Below are 19,046 nucleotides of genomic sequence, written 5' to 3'. Positions count from 1 at the left end.
CCTCACCCCTGCCACCCGGCTGCGCCGGGCGGGCAACGTCCCGCTCCCGATCGGGAGCGGGGGCGGCACAGGGTGGCGACAGCGGAGGCGACATCAACGATTGGCGGCGATGATCTGGCGAATGCGCGCCTCGACCGCAGGATCGCTGCCGTCGGTGGCGCGGCCGGCATAGGCCTGCGCCGCGGGCTGGCCGAGCAGCGCGCCCGAGCGATTGGCGGTATCCACCGTCGCATTGACCGACAGGCCGACGCGCAGCGGATGGGCGTTCAGCTCGCGCGGATCGAGCGCGATCCGCACCGGCACGCGCTGGACGATCTTGATCCAGTTGCCGCTGGCATTCTGCGGCGGCAGCAGCGCGAAGGCGTTGCCCGATCCGGCGCCGACGCCGATCACCTTGCCGTGGAAGACGATGTCGTCGCCGTACATGTCGGCGGTCACCGTCGCGGGCTGGCCGATGCGCAGATCCTTGAGCTGCGTCTCGCGGAAGTTCGCGTCGACCCACACCTTGGACAGCGGCACCACCGCCATCAGCGGCGTGCCGGCGGCGACCTGCTGGCCGATCTGCACGGTGCGCTGCGCGACCACGCCGTCGATCGGCGCGACGATGTGCATGTGGCTGCGCGTGATCGCGGCGCGGCGATAGGCGGCGGCGGCGGCGAGCACCGCGGGGTTGGTGCTGGTATCGGTGCCCTGCACCGTCGAGCGCGACTGCGCCTGCTGGCTGCGTGCGAGGTTGAGGTTGGCGCGCGCGACCTTGACCGCATCGGCGGCATGGGCGAGCTCCTCGCCCGAGATCGCGCCCTGGGCGGCGGCACCGCGCCGGCGCGCATAATCGGCAGTGGCGGCGGAGAGCTGCGCCTCGGCCTGCACCACCGCCGCGCCGCTTTCGCCGACCTTGCTGATGTCGGCGCGGGTGGCGCGCACCGCGCGCGCGAGCTCCGCTGCGGCCGAGGCGAGCGCGACGTCGGCGGTCGCCGGGTCGAGGTCGAGCAGCGGCGCGCCGGCCTTGACCGTCTGCGTATTGTCGGCGTGGATCGCGGTGATCTGGCCGGGATCGCGCGCGGTGATCGCGACGACGTCGCCGGCGACATAGGCGTCGTCGGTCTCCTCGGCGGGTTTGGCGAGCAGGAAGTGCGACACCGCCCAGGCGATCAGCCCGATTGCCACGACGATGCCGAGGATCAGCAGCCCGCGGCGGCGGGCCTGCGGCTTGCCGGCGGGCGGGAGGGGCGCGGACGCTTGCGTATCGGTCATCGGCGGGGTTCCTGGGGAGAGAAGCCGCCGCCGAGCGCCAGCACCAGCGCGACGCGCTGGCGGGCCGCATCGGCGGCGAGATTGGCTTGGGTCAATTGCGCATCGAGCAGGCGGACGTCGTTGTCGACGAGGTCGAGCTTGCTATCGAGGCCGCTGGCGACACGGATCGCATTGAGACGGTTGGTCTCGCCGAAGCCGCGCACCACCTCGGCGGTGCGGGCGCGCTGTTCGGCGAGGTTGGCGACCAGCGCGATCGCATCGGCGGCGTCGCGCACCGCGCCGATGACGCGATCATTATAATCGGCAGTGGCGAGATCGAGCGCCGCGGTCGCGCCGGCGAGGTCCGCCTTCAACCGGCCATTGTCGAACAGCGGCAGGTGGATCGCCGGACCGGCGCCGGCGGTGCCGGCGTCGAGGCTGACGAGATTGCCGAGCCCGATCGCCTGGAAACCGGCGAGCGCGGTGAGGTTGACGTTGGGGTAGAAGGCACGCCGTGCGACCTGCCGGCCGGCGGCGGCGGCGGCGATCCGCGCCTGCGCCGCGGCGATGTCGGGCCGCCGGGCGAGCAGGTCGGCGGGAACCTGCGCGGGCAGCGGCAAAGCGGCGTCGAGCTGCACCGTCGTGCGGACGATCGCTGCGGCATAGTCCGGCCCGCGCCCGGCAAGCGCCGCGAGCGCATTCACCGCCAGCGCCCGCGCGCCTTCCGCCCGCACCAGCGCGCTCTGCGCCTGGGCGAGCAGCGTCTGCGCGGCGGTCGCCTGCAGATTGCTCGCCAGCCGGTTGCGGATACGGATGGCGACGAGGCGTACCGATTGCTGCCGGGTCGCGATGGTGCGGCGGGCGATCGTCGCCTCCGCCTCGGCGCGGGCGAGGTCGATATAGGTCTGCACCACCGACCCGGCGATCGCCAGCCGCGCCGCGGCGAGATCGAGCGCCGCAGCCTCGGCCGAGGCGCGCGCACCGGCGATCGCCGCCTTCTGCCGGCCGAACAGATCGAGGTTCCAGCTCAGATTGGCCTGCGTCGTCCCGACGAAGCGCACCGACCCACCATAGGGCGGCGGGATGATGTAGCGGCCCGACAGGCGCTGCACCTGTTCGTTGGCGTCGAGCGAGACGTCGGGGCCGGTGTCGGCGCGGCGGCTCGACAGCATCGCCTGTGCCTGCGCAATACGGGCGAGCGCGGCGTCGAGCGTCGGATTGCCCGCGGTCGCCTCGGCGACGATCCGGTCGAGCTGCGGGTCGCCGAAGCCGGTCCACCAGTTGTCGGCGATCGCCGGTGCCGGCGCGCCGGTGAGGCCGAGCGACGCCGGCGCGACCGCCTGCACCGCGGGCGGGCTGGCCGGCACCGCGCAGCCGGCGAGAAGAAGGAGCGCCGCGGGCGGCAGGATCTTGGTGGTCACGCTGGAGTGCCTTGTTCGGGGCCATTCTGGATGGTGTCGCGCAGCCGCCGCAGCAGCTCGGTCAACCGGTCGACATCGGCGGCGTCCCAGTCCTTCAGCCAGTGGTTCCAGAGCTGGACGACCTCGTCACGGACGGCGCAGGCGATCTGCTCGCCCGCCTCGGTCAGGATCAGGCGGATGACGCGGCGATCCTCGCCGCTCTCGCGGTCGCGCCGCACCCAGTCACGCTCCTCGAGCGTATCGACCAGCCGGGTGATCGCGCCCTTGTCGTGGCACAGGTCGCGGGCGATCTCCGCACAGCTTTGCGCACCGTTGAAATGCAGGGAGACCAGCGCGCTCCATTGCGTCTTGGTGATGCCGGCGCGGCTGAAGATCGGTTCGAGCGCGATCGTGCCGAGCTGCTCCGACCGGCGGACGAGATAGCCGATCGAATTTTCGGGCGTGAAATTATGCTCGGAGTAATGCGCCATAAGGTTGCCTTGGCAATGGTTGCCTCGGCAGTCAATCGCTTGTTACGAACTGTTTCGCAATGCAGCATTTTTCCGCTGCGCCGCATCGCGGCCATTCCGGCGTCTTATCCTGCGGCGGTCGGCGTGATTCGGTGCTAACTCCTTTTTAGGGCTGCTGGACTAGGCCGAAGGGTAGATTTCGCAGGACGCCGATATGGAATTTCCGTTAATCGCGCCGCAGCCGCCGCGACTCAGTGCCATGACGGACGGTCTGCGCCGGATCGAGGCTTCGGGCGTGTTCAGCAACAACGGCCCCGAGGTGCGCGCCTTCGAGGCGGAGGCGACCGAGCGGCTGTTCGGCGGCAGCGGCGCCTGCCTTGCGGTGGGCAATGCGACGCTCGGGCTGATGGTGGCGCTGCGGCAGGCGGCGGGCCTGCGGCCGCGCGCGGACAGCCTGGCGCTGATGCCGGCGCTCACCTTCGCCGCGACCGCGCAGGCGGCGTTATGGGCGGGGCTGACCCCGCTGATCTGCGACATCGAGCCCGACGGCTGGACCGCCGACCCGCGGCAGGAAGAGGCGCTGCTCGCCCGCTACGGCGAGCGGATCGGCGTCATCGTGCCCTATGCGACCTTCGGCACCGCGATCGACCTCGATCGCTATGCGTGGCTCGCCACGCGATATCGGGTCGGCGTGGTGATCGATGCGGCGGCGTCGCTCGGCACGATCGATGCGGCGGGCCGCGGCTTCGGCACCGGGGCGCCGTTCGCGATCGTCTATTCGATGCATGCGACCAAGACCTTTTCGGTCGCCGAGGGCGGGCTGATCTACAGCGGCGATACCGCGCGGGTCGATCAGATGCGCGGCATGGTCAATTTCGGCTTCGAACAGGGACGCAGCGCGACTCTGCCGGGCATCAACGCCAAGCTGCCCGAGGTGATCGCGCTGATGGCCCGCGCCAAGCTCGCCGAGATCGATACGGTCTGCGCGCATCGCGCCGGGATCGACGCCGCCTATCGCGCCGCGCTGCCCGAGCTGACGATGCAGTGCAGCTGCGGCCGGCGGCAGGCGACGCAGTTCATGCCGGTGCTGCTGCCGCCCGCGCTCGCGCCGCGCCGCGATGCGATCGTCGCGGCGATGGCCGCGGAGGGGGTCGGCGTCGGTCAGTATTTCAGCCCGCATATCGGCCAGCAGCCGCTGTTCCGCGAGACCGCGCTGATCGAGCCGACGCCGGTCGCCGACGCGATCGGCGGACGGATGTTGAGCCTGCCGATCACCGATGCGATGCAGGCCGCGGATGCGCCGGTGATCGCCGGGCGGTTGCGGCGCGTGCTGGCGCAGGAGACGGCGTGGGTCGGGCGGCAGGGATCGCAGCAGCAGGGAGCGGCGATGGACGATCTGACGACGGTGGTGATCGGCGGCGGCCCCGCCGGCACCGCGATGCTGACCGCGGCGAGCAAGCAGGGCAAGCTCGCCCCCCTCGTCGAGGCGGGGTTCGCGATCGTCGAATCGCGCGCGCGGATGGGGGCGGGCGAGCTCGGCTGCTACGCCATCCGCTCCGACACCACCGCGGAAACCTTCCTGTCGGCGGTGAAGAACAATCCGCATCCCGAACTCGCCGCGCTGGAGCATCATCCCGCCGGGCAGCTGATGGGCCGTTACGTTGCCGAACTCGGCGCGCCGCTGGTCGATACCGCGCCGCTGCTGTCGGTCACCGCCGACCGGCTGGCCGGGATCGTGACGCGCCACGGCGGATCGGTGCTCACCGGCCATCGCGCGGAGCGCGTCCAGCGCACGCCCGACGGCCGCTGGCAGACGACGGTGCGGGACGGAGCCGGCGGCGAGCGCAGCCTGGTGTCGCGCAACGTCGTCATCGCGACCGGCGGTTATCAGACCGACGAGCAGGTCGCCGCCCAGCGCGTCGCCGGCGTGCCGCTGGTCGCGCTGGCGGGCGAGCGGCTGATGCGGTCGGACGCGCTGCTGCGGCTCGGCGGCGTCGCGCAGGTGGAGGCGCGGCTGCGCGGCGTGGCGGCGCCGCGCGTCGCGATCATCGGTGCCTCGACCAGCGCGATCGCCGCGGCGGTGCTGCTGCTCAAGCATCAGCCGGGCTTCGCCTTCGGCGCGGGCGCGGTGACGCTGCTGCATCGCCAGCCGCTCAAGCCCTTCTATCCGAATGTCGCGGCGGCGCATGCCGACGGCTTCACCGATTTCGACGACGACGACATCTGCCCGGTGAGCGGCTTCGTGCTGCGGCTCGCCGGATTGCGGCTCGAATCGCGCGAGCTGGTGCTGCGCATGCTGTCGCTCGGCGGGCGGGTGCCCGATCCGCGCGTCGCCGCGCACCGCATCGCCGGCGACGACGATGCCGCGGCGCGCGCGATCATCGCCGATGCCGATCTGGTGATCGGCGCGCTCGGCTATCGCCCGCGTGCGGTGCCGCTGTTCGGCAGCGACGGGGCGCCGCTCGCGCTCGCCCATCAGGCGGGGCGGCCGATGGTCGACCGCCATTGCCGCCTGCTCGATGCGCAGGACCGGCCGGTGCCCGGCGCGTTCGGCATCGGCCTGTCGGCGGGCTTCGTCCCCTGGGGCCGGCTCGGCGGCGAGGCGAGCTTCCGCGGCCAGGCCAACGGCCTGTGGCTGTGGCAGAACGACGTCGGCCAGATGATCGTCGACCAGCTGCTCGAACGGGAGGCGCAGGAGGCGGCATGACCGCGCCGATCGTCTCGATCGTCATCCCCGGCTATAATGGCGAGGCGTTCCTCGCCGATACGCTCGCGTCGCTCGCCGCGCAGACGCTGACCGACTGGGAGGCGATCGTCGTCGACGATTGCTCGGCGGACGGCACCCGCGATCTGGTGCGCGGCTGGGCCGATCCGCGCGTGCGGCTGATCGAGAATGCCGTCAACGGCGGGCCGGTGCGCACCCGCAACCGCGGCGTCGCGGCGGCACGCGGCCGGTTCATCGCCGGGCTTGACCAGGACGATCTCTGCCTGCCCGAGCGGCTGGCGCGGCAGGTCGCCTATCTCGACGCGCACCCCGACGTCGTGCTGGTCGGCGCGCAGGCCGAGCAATTGCGCGACGGCCGCGTCTCGGCGATGCATTATGCGCCGCACACCACGCCCGATCTGATCGCCTGGCTGAGCTGGATCGAGAATCCGCTGGTCTGGTCGACGGTGATGGTGCGCAGCGAAGTGGCGCGCGCGCTCGATCCCTTCACCCGGCCCGAGATCCTCTATGCCGAGGATTTCGACCTCTACCACCGCGTCGGCGCGTTCGGGCGGATCGCGCGGCTCGACATGCCGCTGCTCCGCTATCGCCAGCATGCCGCCGGTGCATCGCAGCGCTTTACCGAGACGATGCGCCAGTCGGCGATGCGCGTGCTCGCCGAGCGCCATGCCGCGGTGCTCGGCGTCGCCGCGGCGGAGGAGCTGGCGCGGCTGCTGGTGCTGCACAATATGGGCGGGGTGCCGGTGCCCGATCGCGCGACGCTGCAACGGCTCGGCGCCGGCATCACCACCTTGCAGACCGCCTTCCTCGCGCAGGAGCGGCCCGATGCCGAAAGCCGCCAGCTGATCCGCTGGGAAACGGCGCGGCGCTGGGCGCGGATCGGGCGCGCCGGACTACGATCGGGCGCGGTGCGGCTCGGCGACGTGGTGCGCGCGCGGCCGCCGCATCTCGGCCTCGGCTATGCCGGGATCGAGACGCTGGCCTGGTGCGCCGCGGTCGGCGCGGTGCGGCGCATGCAGGAGCGGCGCGCGGCGGCGGATCAGGCCGGGCAGCGGCTGTAGCGGAACGAGCCGGCGCGATCGGGGCCGCCCTTGGCCTCGCGCACCAGCGTCTTGCCGGCATCGAGCAACGTCAGCGTCGTCGGTTCCTGCCAGGTCATGCCTTCGCCGCTCAGCGGCAGGTCGAAGGCGATCTGGTCGCTGCGGAGCTGGCGGATGCCTGTCGCCTCGCCGCGCGATTCGAAGAAGGCGAGGCGGTTGCCGGTGATCGTCAGTGCGCCCTTGTCGGCGCCGCTCGCCCGGTCGCAATCCTCGACCACCATCCCCCAATGCCCCTGGAAACCGGCCGGGATCGTCGCCACCGCGGAGGGGCTGGGCGCGGGAATGGGCACGACGCTGTTCTGCGGATCGTCGGTCAGGTTGGTCGGCGTCGGCTCGACCGCGGCGCTGCCGCCGCTCGATTCATTGTTGGCGGTTTCGCCGCCCGAGCAGGCGGCGAGCGCGAGGGCGAGGGCTATGGCGCAGGCGCGCGCATGGCGGGCGGGACGGTGGGGGTGCATCCTGGACTCCTTGGCGCCACTGGCGGGCTTCGGTGGCCTTGGTCGCAGGCTCGGGTGGGGGACGCAAGGGGCGCGCGGCCGGGGCGGCCTCAAGGGGGAGGCTTGGCCGTAGGTGGCGTCTGGGTAGATTGGTTAAGATGCAGATCGGTGCCCAGAAGAGGATTTTACGGTTGGCACCAGAAAGGGCGGATTTCTGCGGTTTTTTAAACAGCGTCGGGGCGGTTGTATTAGGCTTTTGTACTAGCCGTGGCAAGAGGTTGACCGATGTGGGTCCGTAGCAGGACTCGAACCGTCGCGTAGGCGACTGGGCAAGGCTATGATAGCCAATCGCCATGAGACTTGATCGTCAAATTAAGCGGATAGCGGCTACATACCGTGAATGGGCCAGTAGGCGCGCTATCCGTAACAGCACTGCAATAGCAGAGCGAACCCTACCTGCTGATCCCATCGGCATATTGGTCGATAGCAATGTGCACCACCATACCGTCACGCACGAAACTGGCTGGATATCGACCGGAGAGAAGAGATTTGGCCCGACCATTAGGGCAACAGGCTATGCACCAAGAGTGCCTGTCTTCCGGCAGGGTTCAAAGTCTAGCACATACGAAAACGTTTGCTACCTCGCGGCCATTGCCCAACTAGATAAGATCGGTCGGGCGAAGCTATGGACCTCCCATCATCTTTTGCTTGAACGTGATGGCCATCCTAGGGCGCGCTTTACCGACGTTGGCTGGTTTGACTTCAATCTGTTTGGTCGAGGTGAGCTACCGAGTATCGATGGTGATCCATCAGACGAGATACTAATGACCGCGTTTAACCCTAAAGCTCCTGCGCCTGACGACATAAAGACCGTTCTATCTCACTCCACTGACAAGCTGTATTTGGAGTTAGTCAGAGTTATGGGGCAAAAGAACTCGCAAGACGCATGGCATATAAGAACGGCTGAGGTGAATGGCTTGTACTGCTTCCTCACAATGGAAGCATCACTGTTGCGGATTATCAATGCCCAACGGGAAAGGGCGGTTATTAAGGGCCTGACCACGCGCGTCATGTCACCCAAGATGCTGGGGGAGGCATTAGGCCTTAGGCCCATAGAGCTGAAGCATTTTGACCATCAGGACTCTAGCTGGTTCGTTCGGCCGGACCTGCATTGGGGAGGGGAGAAGCGACCATCTACCCGCCGCAACAAGTAGGCTAAGCCAAACCGCCTACGACCTGAAATTGCTAGAGATATGCGAGGGGGTAGATCAAAGCGGAGGGAGCGCGGTTTCCCCCGTATACCCGGCCTGCCCGGTCCCACGATTATGACACGCCTAGCGCGACCTGCATTATCGCGCGTGGTTCTCCATCCCTGCATAGCGTGTCACAGTAGCAGGATCATGGCTGGATCGGCGCTGTCCAGAATAACCAAACGAGCGTTAGCCAGGAAACGGCGTGGCGGTAAGGCGCATCCTCATCTCCCGCCGCCGCTAACGAGTCAGCTTCCCGCAGCCGTAAAGCGATCCGACGCAGCAAGCCCCCGCCGCCGGCTGGAACCGGCGAAGACCGTGACCATATGACCGGCCGACAATCCTTCCCACGGAGCCTCGCATGAACATCCTGATCGTCCTCACCTCGCACGACCGGCTCGGCGACACCGGCAAGCCGACGGGCTTCTGGCTCGAAGAGCTCGCCGCCCCTTATTACGTCTTCAAGGATGCCGGCGCCGCGATCACGCTCGCCTCGCCCAAGGGCGGCCAGCCGCCGCTCGATCCGAAGAGCGACGCGCCCGATGCGCAGACCGAGGCGACGCGGCGCTTCCTCGCCGATGCGGAGGCGCAGGCGGCGCTCGCCGCGACGGTGCCGCTCGCCGATGTCTCCACGGCCGAGTTCGATGCCGTCTTCTATCCCGGCGGTCATGGTCCGCTGTGGGATCTGGCGGAGGACGCGACGTCGATCCGGTTGATCGAGGCGACGCTGGCGGCGGACACGCCGGTCGGGCTCGTCTGCCATGCGCCGGGGGCGCTGCGCCACGTCAAGGCGGCCGATGGCACGCCGCTGGTCGCCGGGCGGACGGTGACCGGCTTCACCAACAGCGAGGAAGCCGCGGTCGGCCTGACCGAGGTCGTGCCGTTCCTCGTCGAGGCCATGCTGCGCGACCATGGCGCGGACTATCGGCACGGCGCCGACTGGCAGTCCTATGTTGTCGCCGACGGCCGCCTCGTCACCGGCCAGAACCCGGCCTCGTCTGCCGAGGCGGCGGAGCGGCTGCTGGCGATGATCGCGCCGCGCTGAGGCAGGGGGCGGCGACCGGCGTGCTGGCCGGTCGCCGTCTTATTCCGCCGCGGCCTTCTTGGCCGCCGGCTTCTTCGCCGGGGCCTTTTTCGCCGCCGGTTTGGCCGCAGCCTTGGCGGGCGCCTTGGCCGCCGGCTTCTTCGCCGCGGCCTTCTTGGCCGGCGCCTTCTTCTTGCCCTTGGCGGGGGCGGCGGCGGCGCGGTCGTCGATCAGCTGGGCAGCCTCCTCCAGCGTCAGCGCCTCCGGCGTGATCGACTTGGGCAGCGTCGCATTGGTCTCGCCATCGGTGACATAGGGGCCGTAGCGCCCCTCCATCAGCTTGATCTCCGCCTCGGTGCGCGGGTGCTTGCCGAGTTCACGCAACGGCGCGCGCGCCGCGCCGCGGGCCGGACGGCCGCCGCCCGCCGCCGCCTCGGCGAGCTTGACCACCGCGGCGTTCATCCCGGTCTCGAACACCTCGGCGGTCGATTGCAGCCGGGCATATTTGCCGGCGTGGGCGAGATAGGGGCCGTAGCGGCCGATCGAGGCGGTGATCGGCTCGCCCGTCTCGGGATGCGTGCCGATCGTGCGCGGCAGGCTGAGCAGCTTGAGCGCCCATTCGAGGTCGAGCTCGCCGGGCAGGTCCTTGGGGATCGAGGCGCGCTTCGCCTCCTTGCCCTCGCCGAGCTGGATGTACGGGCCGAACCGCCCCGACTTGCGTTCGACCTCGAGGCCGGTCGCCGGGTCCTTGCCGAGGCCTTCGGGGCCGCTGTCCTCGCCCGCCTCGCCGCCGGGCTGGGCGAAGCGGCGGGTGTATTTGCACTCGGGATAGTTGGAGCAGGCGATGAACGCGCCGAACTTGCCGCCGCGCAGCGCGAGCTTGCCCTGTTCGCACTTGGGGCAGAGCCGCGGGTCCGATCCGTCCGCCTTGTCGGGGAAGAGATAGGGGGCGAGGAACTGGTCGAGCTCGGCGGTGATCGCCGAGGGCTGCTGCTCCATCACCTCGTTGGTGCGCGGCTTGAAGTCGCGCCAGAAGGCGTCGAGCACCGCCTGCCATTGCGCGCGCCCGCCCGACACGTCGTCGAGCTCTTCCTCCAGCTCGGCGGTATAGTCGAAGCCGACATATTTCTCGAAGAAGCGTTCGAGGAAGGCGGTGACCAGCCGGCCCGATTCCTCGGCGAAGAAGCGGTTCTTCTCGACGCGCACATAGGCGCGGTCCTTCAGCGTCTTGATGATCGAGGCATAGGTCGACGGGCGGCCGATCCCCAGCTCCTCCATCCGCTTGACGAGGCTCGCTTCGGAAAAGCGCGGCGGCGGCTGGGTGAAATGCTGTTCGGCATCGACGCTCTTCCTGGCGGGGGCATCGCCCTCGCGCAGCCGGGGCAGGCGGCGCGCCTCCTCGTCCTGCGTATCGTCTGATCCTTCCTCGTAGAGCGCGAGGAAGCCGGGGAAGAGTACGACCTGCCCGGTCGCGCGCAGCACGTGCCGCCCGGTGCCGTCCGCCATCTCGACGGTGGTGCGCTCCATCCGCGCCGACGCCATCTGGCTGGCGAGCGCGCGCTTCCAGATCAGGTCGTACAGGCGGGCATGATCGCCGCCGCCGACGCGGTCCTTGCCGAAATCGGTCGGGCGGATCGCCTCATGCGCTTCCTGCGCATTCTTCGCCTTGGTCTGATACTGGCGGGGCGAGTCGGGGACGTAGCCCGCGTCATAGCGGTTGGCGATGGCAAGGCGCGCGGCGGAAATGGCGCTGCCGTCCATCTGCACGCCGTCGGTCCGCATATAAGTGATCGCGCCGTCCTCGTAGAGCCCCTGCGCGATCCGCATCGTATGATCGGCGGAGAAGCCGAGCTTGCGCGCCGCCTCCTGCTGCAGCGTCGAGGTGGTGAAGGGCGGCGGCGGGTTGCGCGTCGCCGGCTTGGTCTCGACGCTCTGCACCGAGAAGCGGCCCTCTTCGACCGCCGCCTTGGCCTTGAGCGCGTCGCCCTGGGTGCCGATCGACAGCCGGTCGAGCTTCTTGCCGTCCCACTGGACGAGGCGGGCGAGGAAGGGCGTGCCGTCCTGCTCCATCTGCGCGGTGACCGACCAATATTCCTGCGCCTTGAATGCCTCGATCTCGCGCTCGCGGCCGACGATCAGGCGCAGCGCGACCGACTGGACGCGGCCCGCCGACTTGGCGCCGGGCAGCTTGCGCCACAGCACCGGCGACAGCGTGAAGCCGACCAGGTAATCGAGCGCGCGACGGGCGCGATAGGCGTCGATCAGATCGGTATCGAGCTCGCGGGGCGCCTGCATCGCGGCGAGGATGGCGGGCTTGGTGATCGCGTTGAAGGTGACGCGCTGCACGTCCTTGGGCAGCGCCTTGCGCCCGCGCAGCACCTCCTGCACGTGCCAGCTGATCGCCTCGCCCTCGCGATCGGGGTCGGTGGCGAGGATCAGGCGGTCGGCGGTCTTGGACAGATCGGCGATCGCCTTCAGTTGCTTCGACTTGTCCGCGTAATTCTCCCATTCCATCGCGAAGCCGTCGTCAGGGTTCACCGAACCGTCGCGCGCCGGCAGGTCGCGGACATGGCCGTAGGAGGCGAGGACGCGGAAGTCCGAGCCCAGATACTTTTCGATGGTTTTCGCCTTGGCGGGCGATTCGACGATGACGAGCTGCATGGCGGTTGAATAGCGTCCTTACGTGTACGCGCGAGGGTGGCGAGCGGCGGGTGTCGCCGTCAAGTCGGGGGCCGGGGCGAAAAGGTCAACGGGCGGCGGCGATCAGCCGACCAGGCTCGCCCGCGCGCCGGCATGCCGCTCCAGCCGCCCGGCAAGCTCGAGTTCGAGCAGCACCGTCTGGACGATCGCCGGGGTGAGGCTGCTCTGGCGGACGAGTTCGTCGACCGGCGTCGGCACCGGGCCGAGCAGCGCGGCGATGCGGCTGCGATCCGCGTCGCTCGCCTCGGCGGGCGGCGGCGGGGCGTAGGGCGCGGGCGGGGTGCGCAGCGCGCGCGGATCGATCGGGCCGAGCTGTTCGAGCACGTCGGCGGCGCTCTGCACCAGCGTCGCGCCGTCGCGGATCAGCTGGTTGCACCCTTGCGCGCGCGGATCGAGCGGGCTGCCCGGCACCGCCATCACCTCGCGCCCCAGCTCGCCGGCGAGCCGCGCGGTGATCAGCGATCCCGAGCGCGGCGCCGCCTCCACCACCAGAGTGCCGAGCGCGAGGCCGGCGATGATGCGGTTGCGCGACGGGAAATGGCGGGCGAGCGGCTGCGCGCCGGGCGGCTGTTCGGCGATCACCAGGCACTCGCTGGCGAGCTGTTCCTGCAACCGCGCATTCTCGGGCGGAAAGGCGATGTCGATGCCGCTGGCGATGACGCCGACCGTCCGCGGCAGCGCGCCGACATGCGCCGCGGTGTCGATGCCGCGGGCGAGGCCCGAGACGATCGTCGCGCCCTGTGCGGCGAGGTCGTGGGCGAAGCCGCGGGCGAGGCGGCAGGCGGCGGCGGAGGCGTTGCGCGCGCCGACGATGGCGATGGTCAGCGCCGCGCACAGCGACAGGTCGCCGCGTACGATCAGCGCGGGCGGTGCCGCCTCGCTCTGCGCGAGCAGCGGCGGATAGTCGGGATCGCCGAGGAACAGATAGCGTGCGCCGAGCGCCGCGGTCGCCGCCATCTCGCGCTCGACGGCGCCACGCTCGGCGATGCGCGGCGCGCTGCCGCCGCCGCGCCGGGCGAGCGTCGGCAGCATGTCGAGCGCCGCCGCGGCGGAGCCGAAGCGGGCAAGCAACTGGCGGTAGGTGACCGGGCCGACTCCGGCGGTACGCAACAGGCGGAGACGCGCGATGGCGCGTTCAGCCATCCGCGGCCGCTTCGTCGCGCGTCGGATCGGATTTGCCGCCGCCGATCCGCGGCTCGGTGCCGGCGAGCAACCGTTCGATATTGTCGCGGTGCTTCCACAACACGATCGCGGCGAGCGCGAGCAGCAGCATGACATAGTCGAACCGGCCGAACAGCGCGCCGCTGACCGGTGCGCTCACCGCCGCCGCCATGCCGGCGACCGACGAGATGCGCAGCGTCGCCAGCAGCCCCAGCCACACCGCAGCATAGATCAGCCCCATCGGCCAGTGCAGCGCGAGCACGATCCCCATCAGCGTCGCGACGCCCTTGCCGCCGCGGAAGCGCAGCCAGACCGGATAGCAATGGCCGACGAATGCCGCGGCCGCGGCGGCCAGCTCGTTGCCGGGGAACAGCCAGGCGACCAGCCACACCGCCGCCGCGCCCTTGGCGAGATCGAGCAGCAAGGTCGCCGCCGCCAGCCCCTTGCGGCCGGTGCGCAGCACGTTGGTGGCGCCGATATTGCCCGAACCGATGCTGCGCAGATCGCCCGCGCCGGCGATGCGGGTAAGGATGACGCCGAACGGAATCGATCCGAGCAGATAGCCGAGCAGCAACGCGGCCGCCGGTGCGAACCAGAGTATCTCCGTGTGCAAGACTGCCCCGTCCTCCCGTCACGATCATAGCGGCTGCGCGCGCGCTTGGCCAATGGCGTGCTGACTGATCTCGATCAATATTGGCGTCGCCGCTTCGGGCTGATTATGGGAGGCGGCATGGCCTCCGCACCAATTCTCTTCTTCGATTCGGGGGTCGGCGGGCTGTCGGTGGTCGCGCCGACGCAGGCGCTGCTGCCGCACGCGCCGATCGTCTATGCGGCCGACTCGGCCGGATTTCCCTATGGCATCAAGAGCGAGGCGGAGATCGCCGCGCGCGTGCCGGCGCTGCTCGGGCGGCTGGTCGAACGCTATCGGCCGCGGCTGGTGGTGATCGCCTGCAACACCGCCTCGACGATCGCGCTGCCGGTGGTGCGCGCCGCGCTCGACCTGCCGGTGGTCGGCACGGTGCCGGCGATCAAGCCCGCCGCGGCGCTGAGCCGCAGCCGCGTGATCGGCGTGCTCGGCACCGATGCGACGGTGCGCCAGGCCTATGTCGACGATCTCGCGGCGCGCTTCGCCGGTGATTGCGTGGTGCTGCGCCATGGCTCGGCCGAGCTGGTGCGGCTCGCCGAGGCAAAGCTCGCCGGGATCGCGACCGATCCGGCGCGCTATCGCGCGGTGCTCGCCGGGCTGTTCGATCAGCCGGAGGGCGAGCGGATCGATGTCATCGTCAACGCCTGCACGCATTTCCCGCTCGTCGCCAACGAACTGGCCGCGGCCGCGCCGGCGGGCATGCAGTTTGTCGACGGCGGCGCCGGGATCGCGCGGCGCATCGCCTTCCTCACCGAGGGGCAGCCCTGGGCGGAGGCGGTGCCGGCGCATCGCGCGGTCTTCACCCGGCTGGGGGAGGCGGAGCGCGCACTCGCGCCGGCGCTGGCCGCCTATGGCATCGGGGTGATCGAGTCGCTGTGATCGCCCGCGCTGGCGGCCGGCGGGCGATTCGCTGTTGCCCGTCGGAAGTGTCGGGCGACGCCCCCGTGCAGCCCATATCGCTGCCGCGACATGCCGGGGTAGGACAAAATGTCCAGCCCGCCGATCACGCTGAACGCGTTTCTTCGCTGGCAAGCGCCTCGCCGCATCGGTACATGACGATGTCATGAGCAGCGACGGCACGGACGTACGCGTGGATTATTCGCGCGTCTTCACCCAGGCGATCGATCGCCTGCACAGCGAGGGCCGGTACCGGGTCTTCATCGACATCCTGCGCAACAAGGGGGCCTTCCCCAATGCGCGCTGCTTCGCCGGGCACAACGGCCCCAAGCCGATCACCGTCTGGTGCTCGAACGACTATCTCGCGATGGGCCAGCATCCCAAGGTGATCGCGGCGATGGAGGATGCGCTCCACGACGTCGGCGCCGGATCGGGCGGCACCCGCAACATCGGCGGCAACACGCATTATCACATCGATCTCGAGCAGGAGCTGGCCGACCTGCACGGCAAGCAGGGCGCCTTGCTGTTCACCAGCGGCTATGTCTCGAACGAGGCGACGCTGTCGACGCTCGCCAAGATCCTGCCGGGCTGCGTGATCTTCTCGGACGAACTCAACCACGCCTCGATGATCGCCGGCATCCGCAACGCCGGTTGCGAGAAGCGCATCTTCCGCCACAACGATCTCGCCCATCTTGAAGAGCTGCTCGCCACCGAGGACCCGGCGGTGCCCAAGCTGATCGCGTTCGAGAGCGTCTATTCGATGGAGGCGGACGTCGCGCCGATCGCGGCGATCTGCGACCTCGCCGACAAATATAACGCGCTGACCTATCTCGACGAAGTCCATGCCGTCGGGATGTATGGCGCGCGCGGCGGCGGGATTTCGGAGCAGGAAGGCGTCGCCGACCGGCTGACGATCATCGAAGGCACGCTCGGCAAGGCGTTCGGGGTGATGGGCGGCTATATCGCCGCGGACCAGACGATCATCGACGTGATCCGCAGCTATGCCCCCGGCTTCATCTTCACCACCTCGCTGTCGCCGGTGCTCGTCGCCGGGGTGCTCGCCAGCGTCCGCCACCTCAAGGCGTCGAGCGCGGAGCGCGAGGGGCAGCAGACGTCGGCGGCGTTGCTCAAGACGATGCTGAGCGAGGCGGGGCTGCCGGTGATGCTCGGCGAGACGCATATCGTCCCGGTGCTGGTCGGCGATCCGGTCAAGGCGAAGCGGATCAGCGACATCCTGCTCGCCGAATATGGCGTCTACGTCCAGCCGATCAATTATCCGACGGTGCCGCGCGGCACTGAGCGGCTGCGCTTCACCCCGGGGCCGAGCCATACGCCCGAGATGATGCGCGAACTGACCGATGCGCTGGTCGAGATCTGGAGCCGGCTCGAACTGCGCCGCGCCGCCTGAGCCGCGCCTAGCTCCCCGACAGGGCGCACAGCACGCCGCACAGGATGGTGAGGCTGCCGAGCCCGATCGACAGCGGGATGCGAAGGGCCATCCAGCCCCGCGGGGCGATATCGTTCGCGACCAGCCGGCGGTCGATCAGCAGCGTCATCATCACCGCCGATCCCATCAGCACCAGCGCGAACCCGAGCGACAGGATGTGGCTGATCGACAGCAGGATGAGCAGTGCGCCGAACAATGACGGGATCACCGCCAGCGTCGCGATCCTGCCCTGGTCGCGACCGCCGTTCATCGCGAATCCCCACCAGATGCCGCCGAGGAAGCTGAGGATCAGCGCGGCATAGGCGAAGGCGAACATCGGGCCGACGTCGGTATCGCGCCCGAAGAAACAGGTCGCCAGCGCCGCGACCTGCGGGAACAGGCCGGCATAGCCGAGGATGAGCGGTGATTCGCCGACCTTGCCGCGTGGCGGTGGTGAGGGGGTCATGCCGGGCATCCGGCCGGAAGGGCGGCTTGAGGCATGTTCGTATCCTACATTATCCAGCCGCTTAGCGCGCGAGGGAAGCGCAACGTTCCGCAACAGGTGTGGCATTTGGCCCGGCGCCCGGCTAAGGCGCGCGGACGCCCGTGCCATTTCGGGCCATTGCCATTCGGGACGCTCGCCTTGCGCATCGCCTTCGCCTCCGATCATGCCGCCGTCGCGCTCAAGGCGCTGCTCGTCGCGCATGCCGAGGCCTTGGGCCACACGGTGGTCGACCTAGGCCCGGACAGCGAGGCGCGGGTCGACTATCCGGACTTCGGCTACAAGCTCGCCCGTGCGATCGCCGAGGGCGAGGCGGAGCGCGGCGTCGCCTTGTGCGGCTCCGGCATCGGCATATCGATCGCGGTCAATCGCGAGCCCGCCTGCCGCTGCGCCCTCGTCGGTGAACCGCTGTCGGCGATGCTGGCGCGCCAGCACAATGACGCCAACGTCCTCGCGATGGGCGCGCGGCTGATCGGCCCCGATCTCGCCAAGGCCTGTCTCGAAGCCTTCCTCGCCACGCCCTTCGAGGGCGGCCGTCACCAGCACCGCGTCGACAAGCTCGCGCGAAAGGACTGACCCCATGAGCACCCAGCCGACCGACTTTTCCGACATCCGCCATTCGGGCTTTTTCAGCGAAACGCTCGCCGAGGCCGATCCCGCGGTGTTCGCGGGGATCGAGCAGGAACTGACCCGCGAGCAGACGCAGATCGAGCTGATCGCCTCGGAGAATATCGTCTCCAAGGCGGTGCTTGAGGCGCAGGGATCGGTGTTCACCAACAAATATGCCGAAGGCTATCCCGGCAAGCGCTACTATCAGGGCTGCGCGCCGTCGGACGTGGTCGAGAGCCTCGCGATCGAGCGGGCCAAGCAGATCTTCGGCTGCGGCTTCGCCAACGTCCAGCCGCATTCGGGCGCGCAGGCGAACGGCGCGGTGATGCTCGCGCTGGTCAAGCCGGGCGAGACGATCCTCGGCATGAGCCTCGACGCCGGCGGCCACCTGACCCATGGCGCGCGCGCGGCGATGAGCGGCAAGTGGTTCAACGCCGTGCAATATGGCGTCGACCCGGTGACCCATCTGATCGACTATGACCAGGTCGAGGCGCTCGCGGTCGAACATCAGCCCAAATTGATCATCGCCGGCGGCAGCGCCTATCCTCGCGTCATCGACTTCGCCCGCTTCCGCGCCATCGCCGACAAGGTCGGCGCCTATTTCATGGTCGACATGGCGCATTTCGCCGGCATCGTCGCCGCGGGCCTGCATCCGACGCCGTTCGGCCACGCCCATGTCGTCACCACCACGACGCACAAGACGCTGCGGGGCCCGCGCGGCGGCATGATCATGACCGACGACGAGGCGCTGGCGAAGAAGATCAACTCGGCGGTCTTCCCCGGCCTGCAGGGCGGGCCGCTGATGCACGTCATCGCCGCCAAGGCGGTCGCCTTCGGCGAGGCGCTCCAGCCCGGCTACAAGAGCTATGTCGCCGCGGTGGTCGAGAATGCCAAGGTGCTCGCCGCGACGCTAAAGGAGCGGGGCAGCGACGTCGTCTCGGGCGGCACCGACACGCATCTCGCGCTGATCGACCTCACCCCGCTCGGCATCACCGGCAAGGATGCCGACGAGGCGCTGGAGCGTGCCGGCATCACCTGCAACAAGAACGGCATTCCCAACGACCCGCTGCCGCCGGTCAAGACCAGCGGCATCCGCGTCGGCTCGCCTGCCGGCACGACGCGCGGTTTCGGTGCGGCCGAGTTCCGCGAGATTGGCCATATGGTCGCCGACGTGCTCGACGGATTGGCGAAGAAGGGCGAACACGGGGACCCCGAGGTCGAGGCGAACGTTCGGGGTCGGGTGCGCGCGCTGTGCGCACGCTTCCCCATCTACCAAGGATAACACCATGTCGAAGATCGAAGAGGTCCAGGCGACCGTCAAGAACACCCCCGGCCTCGGCAAGAAGATGGCCAAGTATGGCGCGATCGGCGCGGTGGTGGCGATCCCCGTGCCGTTCGTCGGTCCGGTGCTCGGCGCGATCGTCGGCGCGAGCGTCGCCTATGCCAAGCGCAACGGGTGATCGCCT

17 protein-coding genes are annotated in these 19,046 nt (G+C 69.5%); 9 read left to right on the top strand and 8 right to left on the bottom strand.

All coding sequences use genetic code 11. The features are described 5' to 3' along the window. Positions 1 to 93: 93 nt before the first annotated feature. From PBN85_RS15880 to PBN85_RS15870, 3 genes are read right to left on the bottom strand one after another with little or no spacing between them, the layout of a single operon-like run. On the bottom strand, positions 94 to 1,254 hold the full coding sequence (locus PBN85_RS15880; RefSeq protein WP_271299596.1) for an efflux RND transporter periplasmic adaptor subunit: 1,161 nt from the start codon (positions 1,252 to 1,254) through the stop codon (positions 94 to 96). Further along, the gene (locus tag PBN85_RS15875; protein WP_271299595.1) at positions 1,251 to 2,654 is read right to left on the bottom strand and encodes an efflux transporter outer membrane subunit; all 1,404 of its coding nucleotides are present in this window, start codon (positions 2,652 to 2,654) and stop codon (positions 1,251 to 1,253) included. Before PBN85_RS15875 ends, PBN85_RS15880 begins: the two co-directional genes overlap by 4 nt. Next, positions 2,651 to 3,124 (bottom strand): MarR family winged helix-turn-helix transcriptional regulator, encoded by a 474-nt coding sequence (locus tag PBN85_RS15870; RefSeq protein WP_271299594.1) that lies wholly within the window; start codon positions 3,122 to 3,124, stop codon positions 2,651 to 2,653. The genes PBN85_RS15875 and PBN85_RS15870 overlap by 4 nt, the downstream gene beginning before the upstream one ends. A gap of 193 nt (positions 3,125 to 3,317) precedes the next feature. Here PBN85_RS15870 and PBN85_RS15865 point away from each other — a divergent pair, with 193 nt between their 5' ends. Next, entirely contained in the window at positions 3,318 to 5,810 is a 2,493-nt protein-coding gene (locus PBN85_RS15865) for a DegT/DnrJ/EryC1/StrS family aminotransferase (protein ID WP_271299593.1), read from the top strand. Next, positions 5,807 to 6,889 (top strand): glycosyltransferase family 2 protein, encoded by a 1,083-nt coding sequence (locus tag PBN85_RS15860; protein WP_271299592.1) that lies wholly within the window; start codon positions 5,807 to 5,809, stop codon positions 6,887 to 6,889. Before PBN85_RS15865 ends, PBN85_RS15860 begins: the two co-directional genes overlap by 4 nt. Here the strand turns inward: PBN85_RS15860 and PBN85_RS15855 are convergent. Next, entirely contained in the window at positions 6,868 to 7,386 is a 519-nt protein-coding gene (locus PBN85_RS15855) for a hypothetical protein (protein WP_271299591.1), read from the bottom strand. The genes PBN85_RS15860 and PBN85_RS15855 overlap by 22 nt on opposite strands. Before the next feature lie 332 nt (positions 7,387 to 7,718). On the opposite strand from PBN85_RS15855, the gene PBN85_RS15850 reads away from it, so the two are divergent. Together PBN85_RS15850 and PBN85_RS15845 are read left to right on the top strand one after the other, a co-directional pair. After that, positions 7,719 to 8,579, top strand: a complete 861-nt coding sequence (locus tag PBN85_RS15850; RefSeq protein WP_271299590.1) for a hypothetical protein — start codon at positions 7,719 to 7,721, stop codon at positions 8,577 to 8,579. A gap of 397 nt (positions 8,580 to 8,976) precedes the next feature. Then, positions 8,977 to 9,660 carry a type 1 glutamine amidotransferase domain-containing protein gene (locus PBN85_RS15845; protein ID WP_271299589.1) on the top strand — a complete coding sequence of 228 codons (684 nt, stop codon included), beginning with the start codon at positions 8,977 to 8,979 and terminating at the stop codon, positions 9,658 to 9,660. A 39-nt stretch (positions 9,661 to 9,699) separates the two neighbouring features. On the opposite strand, the gene topA is transcribed toward PBN85_RS15845, so the two are convergent. From topA to plsY, 3 genes are all read right to left on the bottom strand, one after another. Further along, positions 9,700 to 12,300 (bottom strand): type I DNA topoisomerase, encoded by a 2,601-nt coding sequence (gene topA / locus PBN85_RS15840; protein WP_271299588.1) that lies wholly within the window; start codon positions 12,298 to 12,300, stop codon positions 9,700 to 9,702. Between the two features lie 102 nt (positions 12,301 to 12,402). Further along, positions 12,403 to 13,482: a DNA-processing protein DprA gene (dprA, locus tag PBN85_RS15835; RefSeq protein ID WP_271299587.1), complete on the bottom strand. Its 1,080-nt coding sequence runs from the start codon at positions 13,480 to 13,482 to the stop codon at positions 12,403 to 12,405. Beyond that, on the bottom strand, positions 13,475 to 14,113 hold the full coding sequence (gene plsY, locus PBN85_RS15830) for a glycerol-3-phosphate 1-O-acyltransferase PlsY (protein ID WP_271299586.1): 639 nt from the start codon (positions 14,111 to 14,113) through the stop codon (positions 13,475 to 13,477). The genes dprA and plsY overlap by 8 nt, the downstream gene beginning before the upstream one ends. A gap of 117 nt (positions 14,114 to 14,230) precedes the next feature. Here plsY and murI point away from each other — a divergent pair, with 117 nt between their 5' ends. Both murI and hemA read left to right on the top strand, forming a co-directional pair. Next, complete coding sequence (gene murI, locus PBN85_RS15825; RefSeq protein ID WP_271299585.1) at positions 14,231 to 15,025, top strand: glutamate racemase; 795 nt, start codon at positions 14,231 to 14,233, stop codon at positions 15,023 to 15,025. 184 nt (positions 15,026 to 15,209) lie between these two features. After that, entirely contained in the window at positions 15,210 to 16,451 is a 1,242-nt protein-coding gene (hemA, locus tag PBN85_RS15820; RefSeq protein ID WP_271299584.1) for a 5-aminolevulinate synthase, read from the top strand. 7 nt (positions 16,452 to 16,458) lie between these two features. Here the strand turns inward: hemA and PBN85_RS15815 are convergent, their stop codons facing one another. After that, positions 16,459 to 16,935: a DUF3429 domain-containing protein gene (locus PBN85_RS15815; protein WP_037535449.1), complete on the bottom strand. Its 477-nt coding sequence runs from the start codon at positions 16,933 to 16,935 to the stop codon at positions 16,459 to 16,461. Between the two features lie 177 nt (positions 16,936 to 17,112). On the opposite strand from PBN85_RS15815, the gene rpiB reads away from it, so the two are divergent. From rpiB to PBN85_RS15800, 3 genes are read left to right on the top strand one after another with little or no spacing between them, the layout of a single operon-like run. Continuing rightward, positions 17,113 to 17,547, top strand: coding sequence for a ribose 5-phosphate isomerase B (gene rpiB, locus PBN85_RS15810; protein WP_271300912.1), 435 nt, complete (start codon positions 17,113 to 17,115; stop codon positions 17,545 to 17,547). Positions 17,548 to 17,551: 4 nt separating this feature from the next. Next, a complete protein-coding gene (gene glyA, locus PBN85_RS15805; RefSeq protein WP_037535439.1) occupies positions 17,552 to 18,862 on the top strand; it encodes a serine hydroxymethyltransferase in 1,311 nt (436 codons plus the stop codon). 4 nt (positions 18,863 to 18,866) lie between these two features. Then, positions 18,867 to 19,040 (top strand): hypothetical protein, encoded by a 174-nt coding sequence (locus PBN85_RS15800; protein ID WP_271299583.1) that lies wholly within the window; start codon positions 18,867 to 18,869, stop codon positions 19,038 to 19,040. Positions 19,041 to 19,046 lie beyond the last annotated feature (6 nt).

Origin of the sequence: Sphingomonas sp. CV7422 (assembly GCF_027945725.1) — a bacterium.
GTDB classification, from domain to species: domain Bacteria; phylum Pseudomonadota; class Alphaproteobacteria; order Sphingomonadales; family Sphingomonadaceae; genus Sphingomonas; species Sphingomonas kyungheensis.
Note: the sequence above shows the minus strand (reverse complement) of the source record. Positions and strands in the feature narration are given on the sequence as shown.

Coding starts and splice junctions, on each gene's coding strand:
- PBN85_RS15880 (WP_271299596.1), bottom strand. CDS start 1,254: ATGACCGATACGCAAGCGTCCGCGCCCCTCCCGCCCGCCGGCAAGCCG.
- PBN85_RS15870 (WP_271299594.1), bottom strand. CDS start 3,124: ATGGCGCATTACTCCGAGCATAATTTCACGCCCGAAAATTCGATCGGC.
- PBN85_RS15865 (WP_271299593.1), top strand. CDS start 3,318: ATGGAATTTCCGTTAATCGCGCCGCAGCCGCCGCGACTCAGTGCCATG.
- PBN85_RS15860 (WP_271299592.1), top strand. CDS start 5,807: ATGACCGCGCCGATCGTCTCGATCGTCATCCCCGGCTATAATGGCGAG.
- PBN85_RS15855 (WP_271299591.1), bottom strand. CDS start 7,386: ATGCACCCCCACCGTCCCGCCCGCCATGCGCGCGCCTGCGCCATAGCC.
- PBN85_RS15850 (WP_271299590.1), top strand. CDS start 7,719: ATGAGACTTGATCGTCAAATTAAGCGGATAGCGGCTACATACCGTGAA.
- PBN85_RS15845 (WP_271299589.1), top strand. CDS start 8,977: ATGAACATCCTGATCGTCCTCACCTCGCACGACCGGCTCGGCGACACC.
- topA (WP_271299588.1), bottom strand. CDS start 12,300: ATGCAGCTCGTCATCGTCGAATCGCCCGCCAAGGCGAAAACCATCGAA.
- dprA (WP_271299587.1), bottom strand. CDS start 13,482: ATGGCTGAACGCGCCATCGCGCGTCTCCGCCTGTTGCGTACCGCCGGA.
- murI (WP_271299585.1), top strand. CDS start 14,231: ATGGCCTCCGCACCAATTCTCTTCTTCGATTCGGGGGTCGGCGGGCTG.
- hemA (WP_271299584.1), top strand. CDS start 15,210: ATGAGCAGCGACGGCACGGACGTACGCGTGGATTATTCGCGCGTCTTC.
- PBN85_RS15815 (WP_037535449.1), bottom strand. CDS start 16,935: ATGACCCCCTCACCACCGCCACGCGGCAAGGTCGGCGAATCACCGCTC.
- glyA (WP_037535439.1), top strand. CDS start 17,552: ATGAGCACCCAGCCGACCGACTTTTCCGACATCCGCCATTCGGGCTTT.
- PBN85_RS15800 (WP_271299583.1), top strand. CDS start 18,867: ATGTCGAAGATCGAAGAGGTCCAGGCGACCGTCAAGAACACCCCCGGC.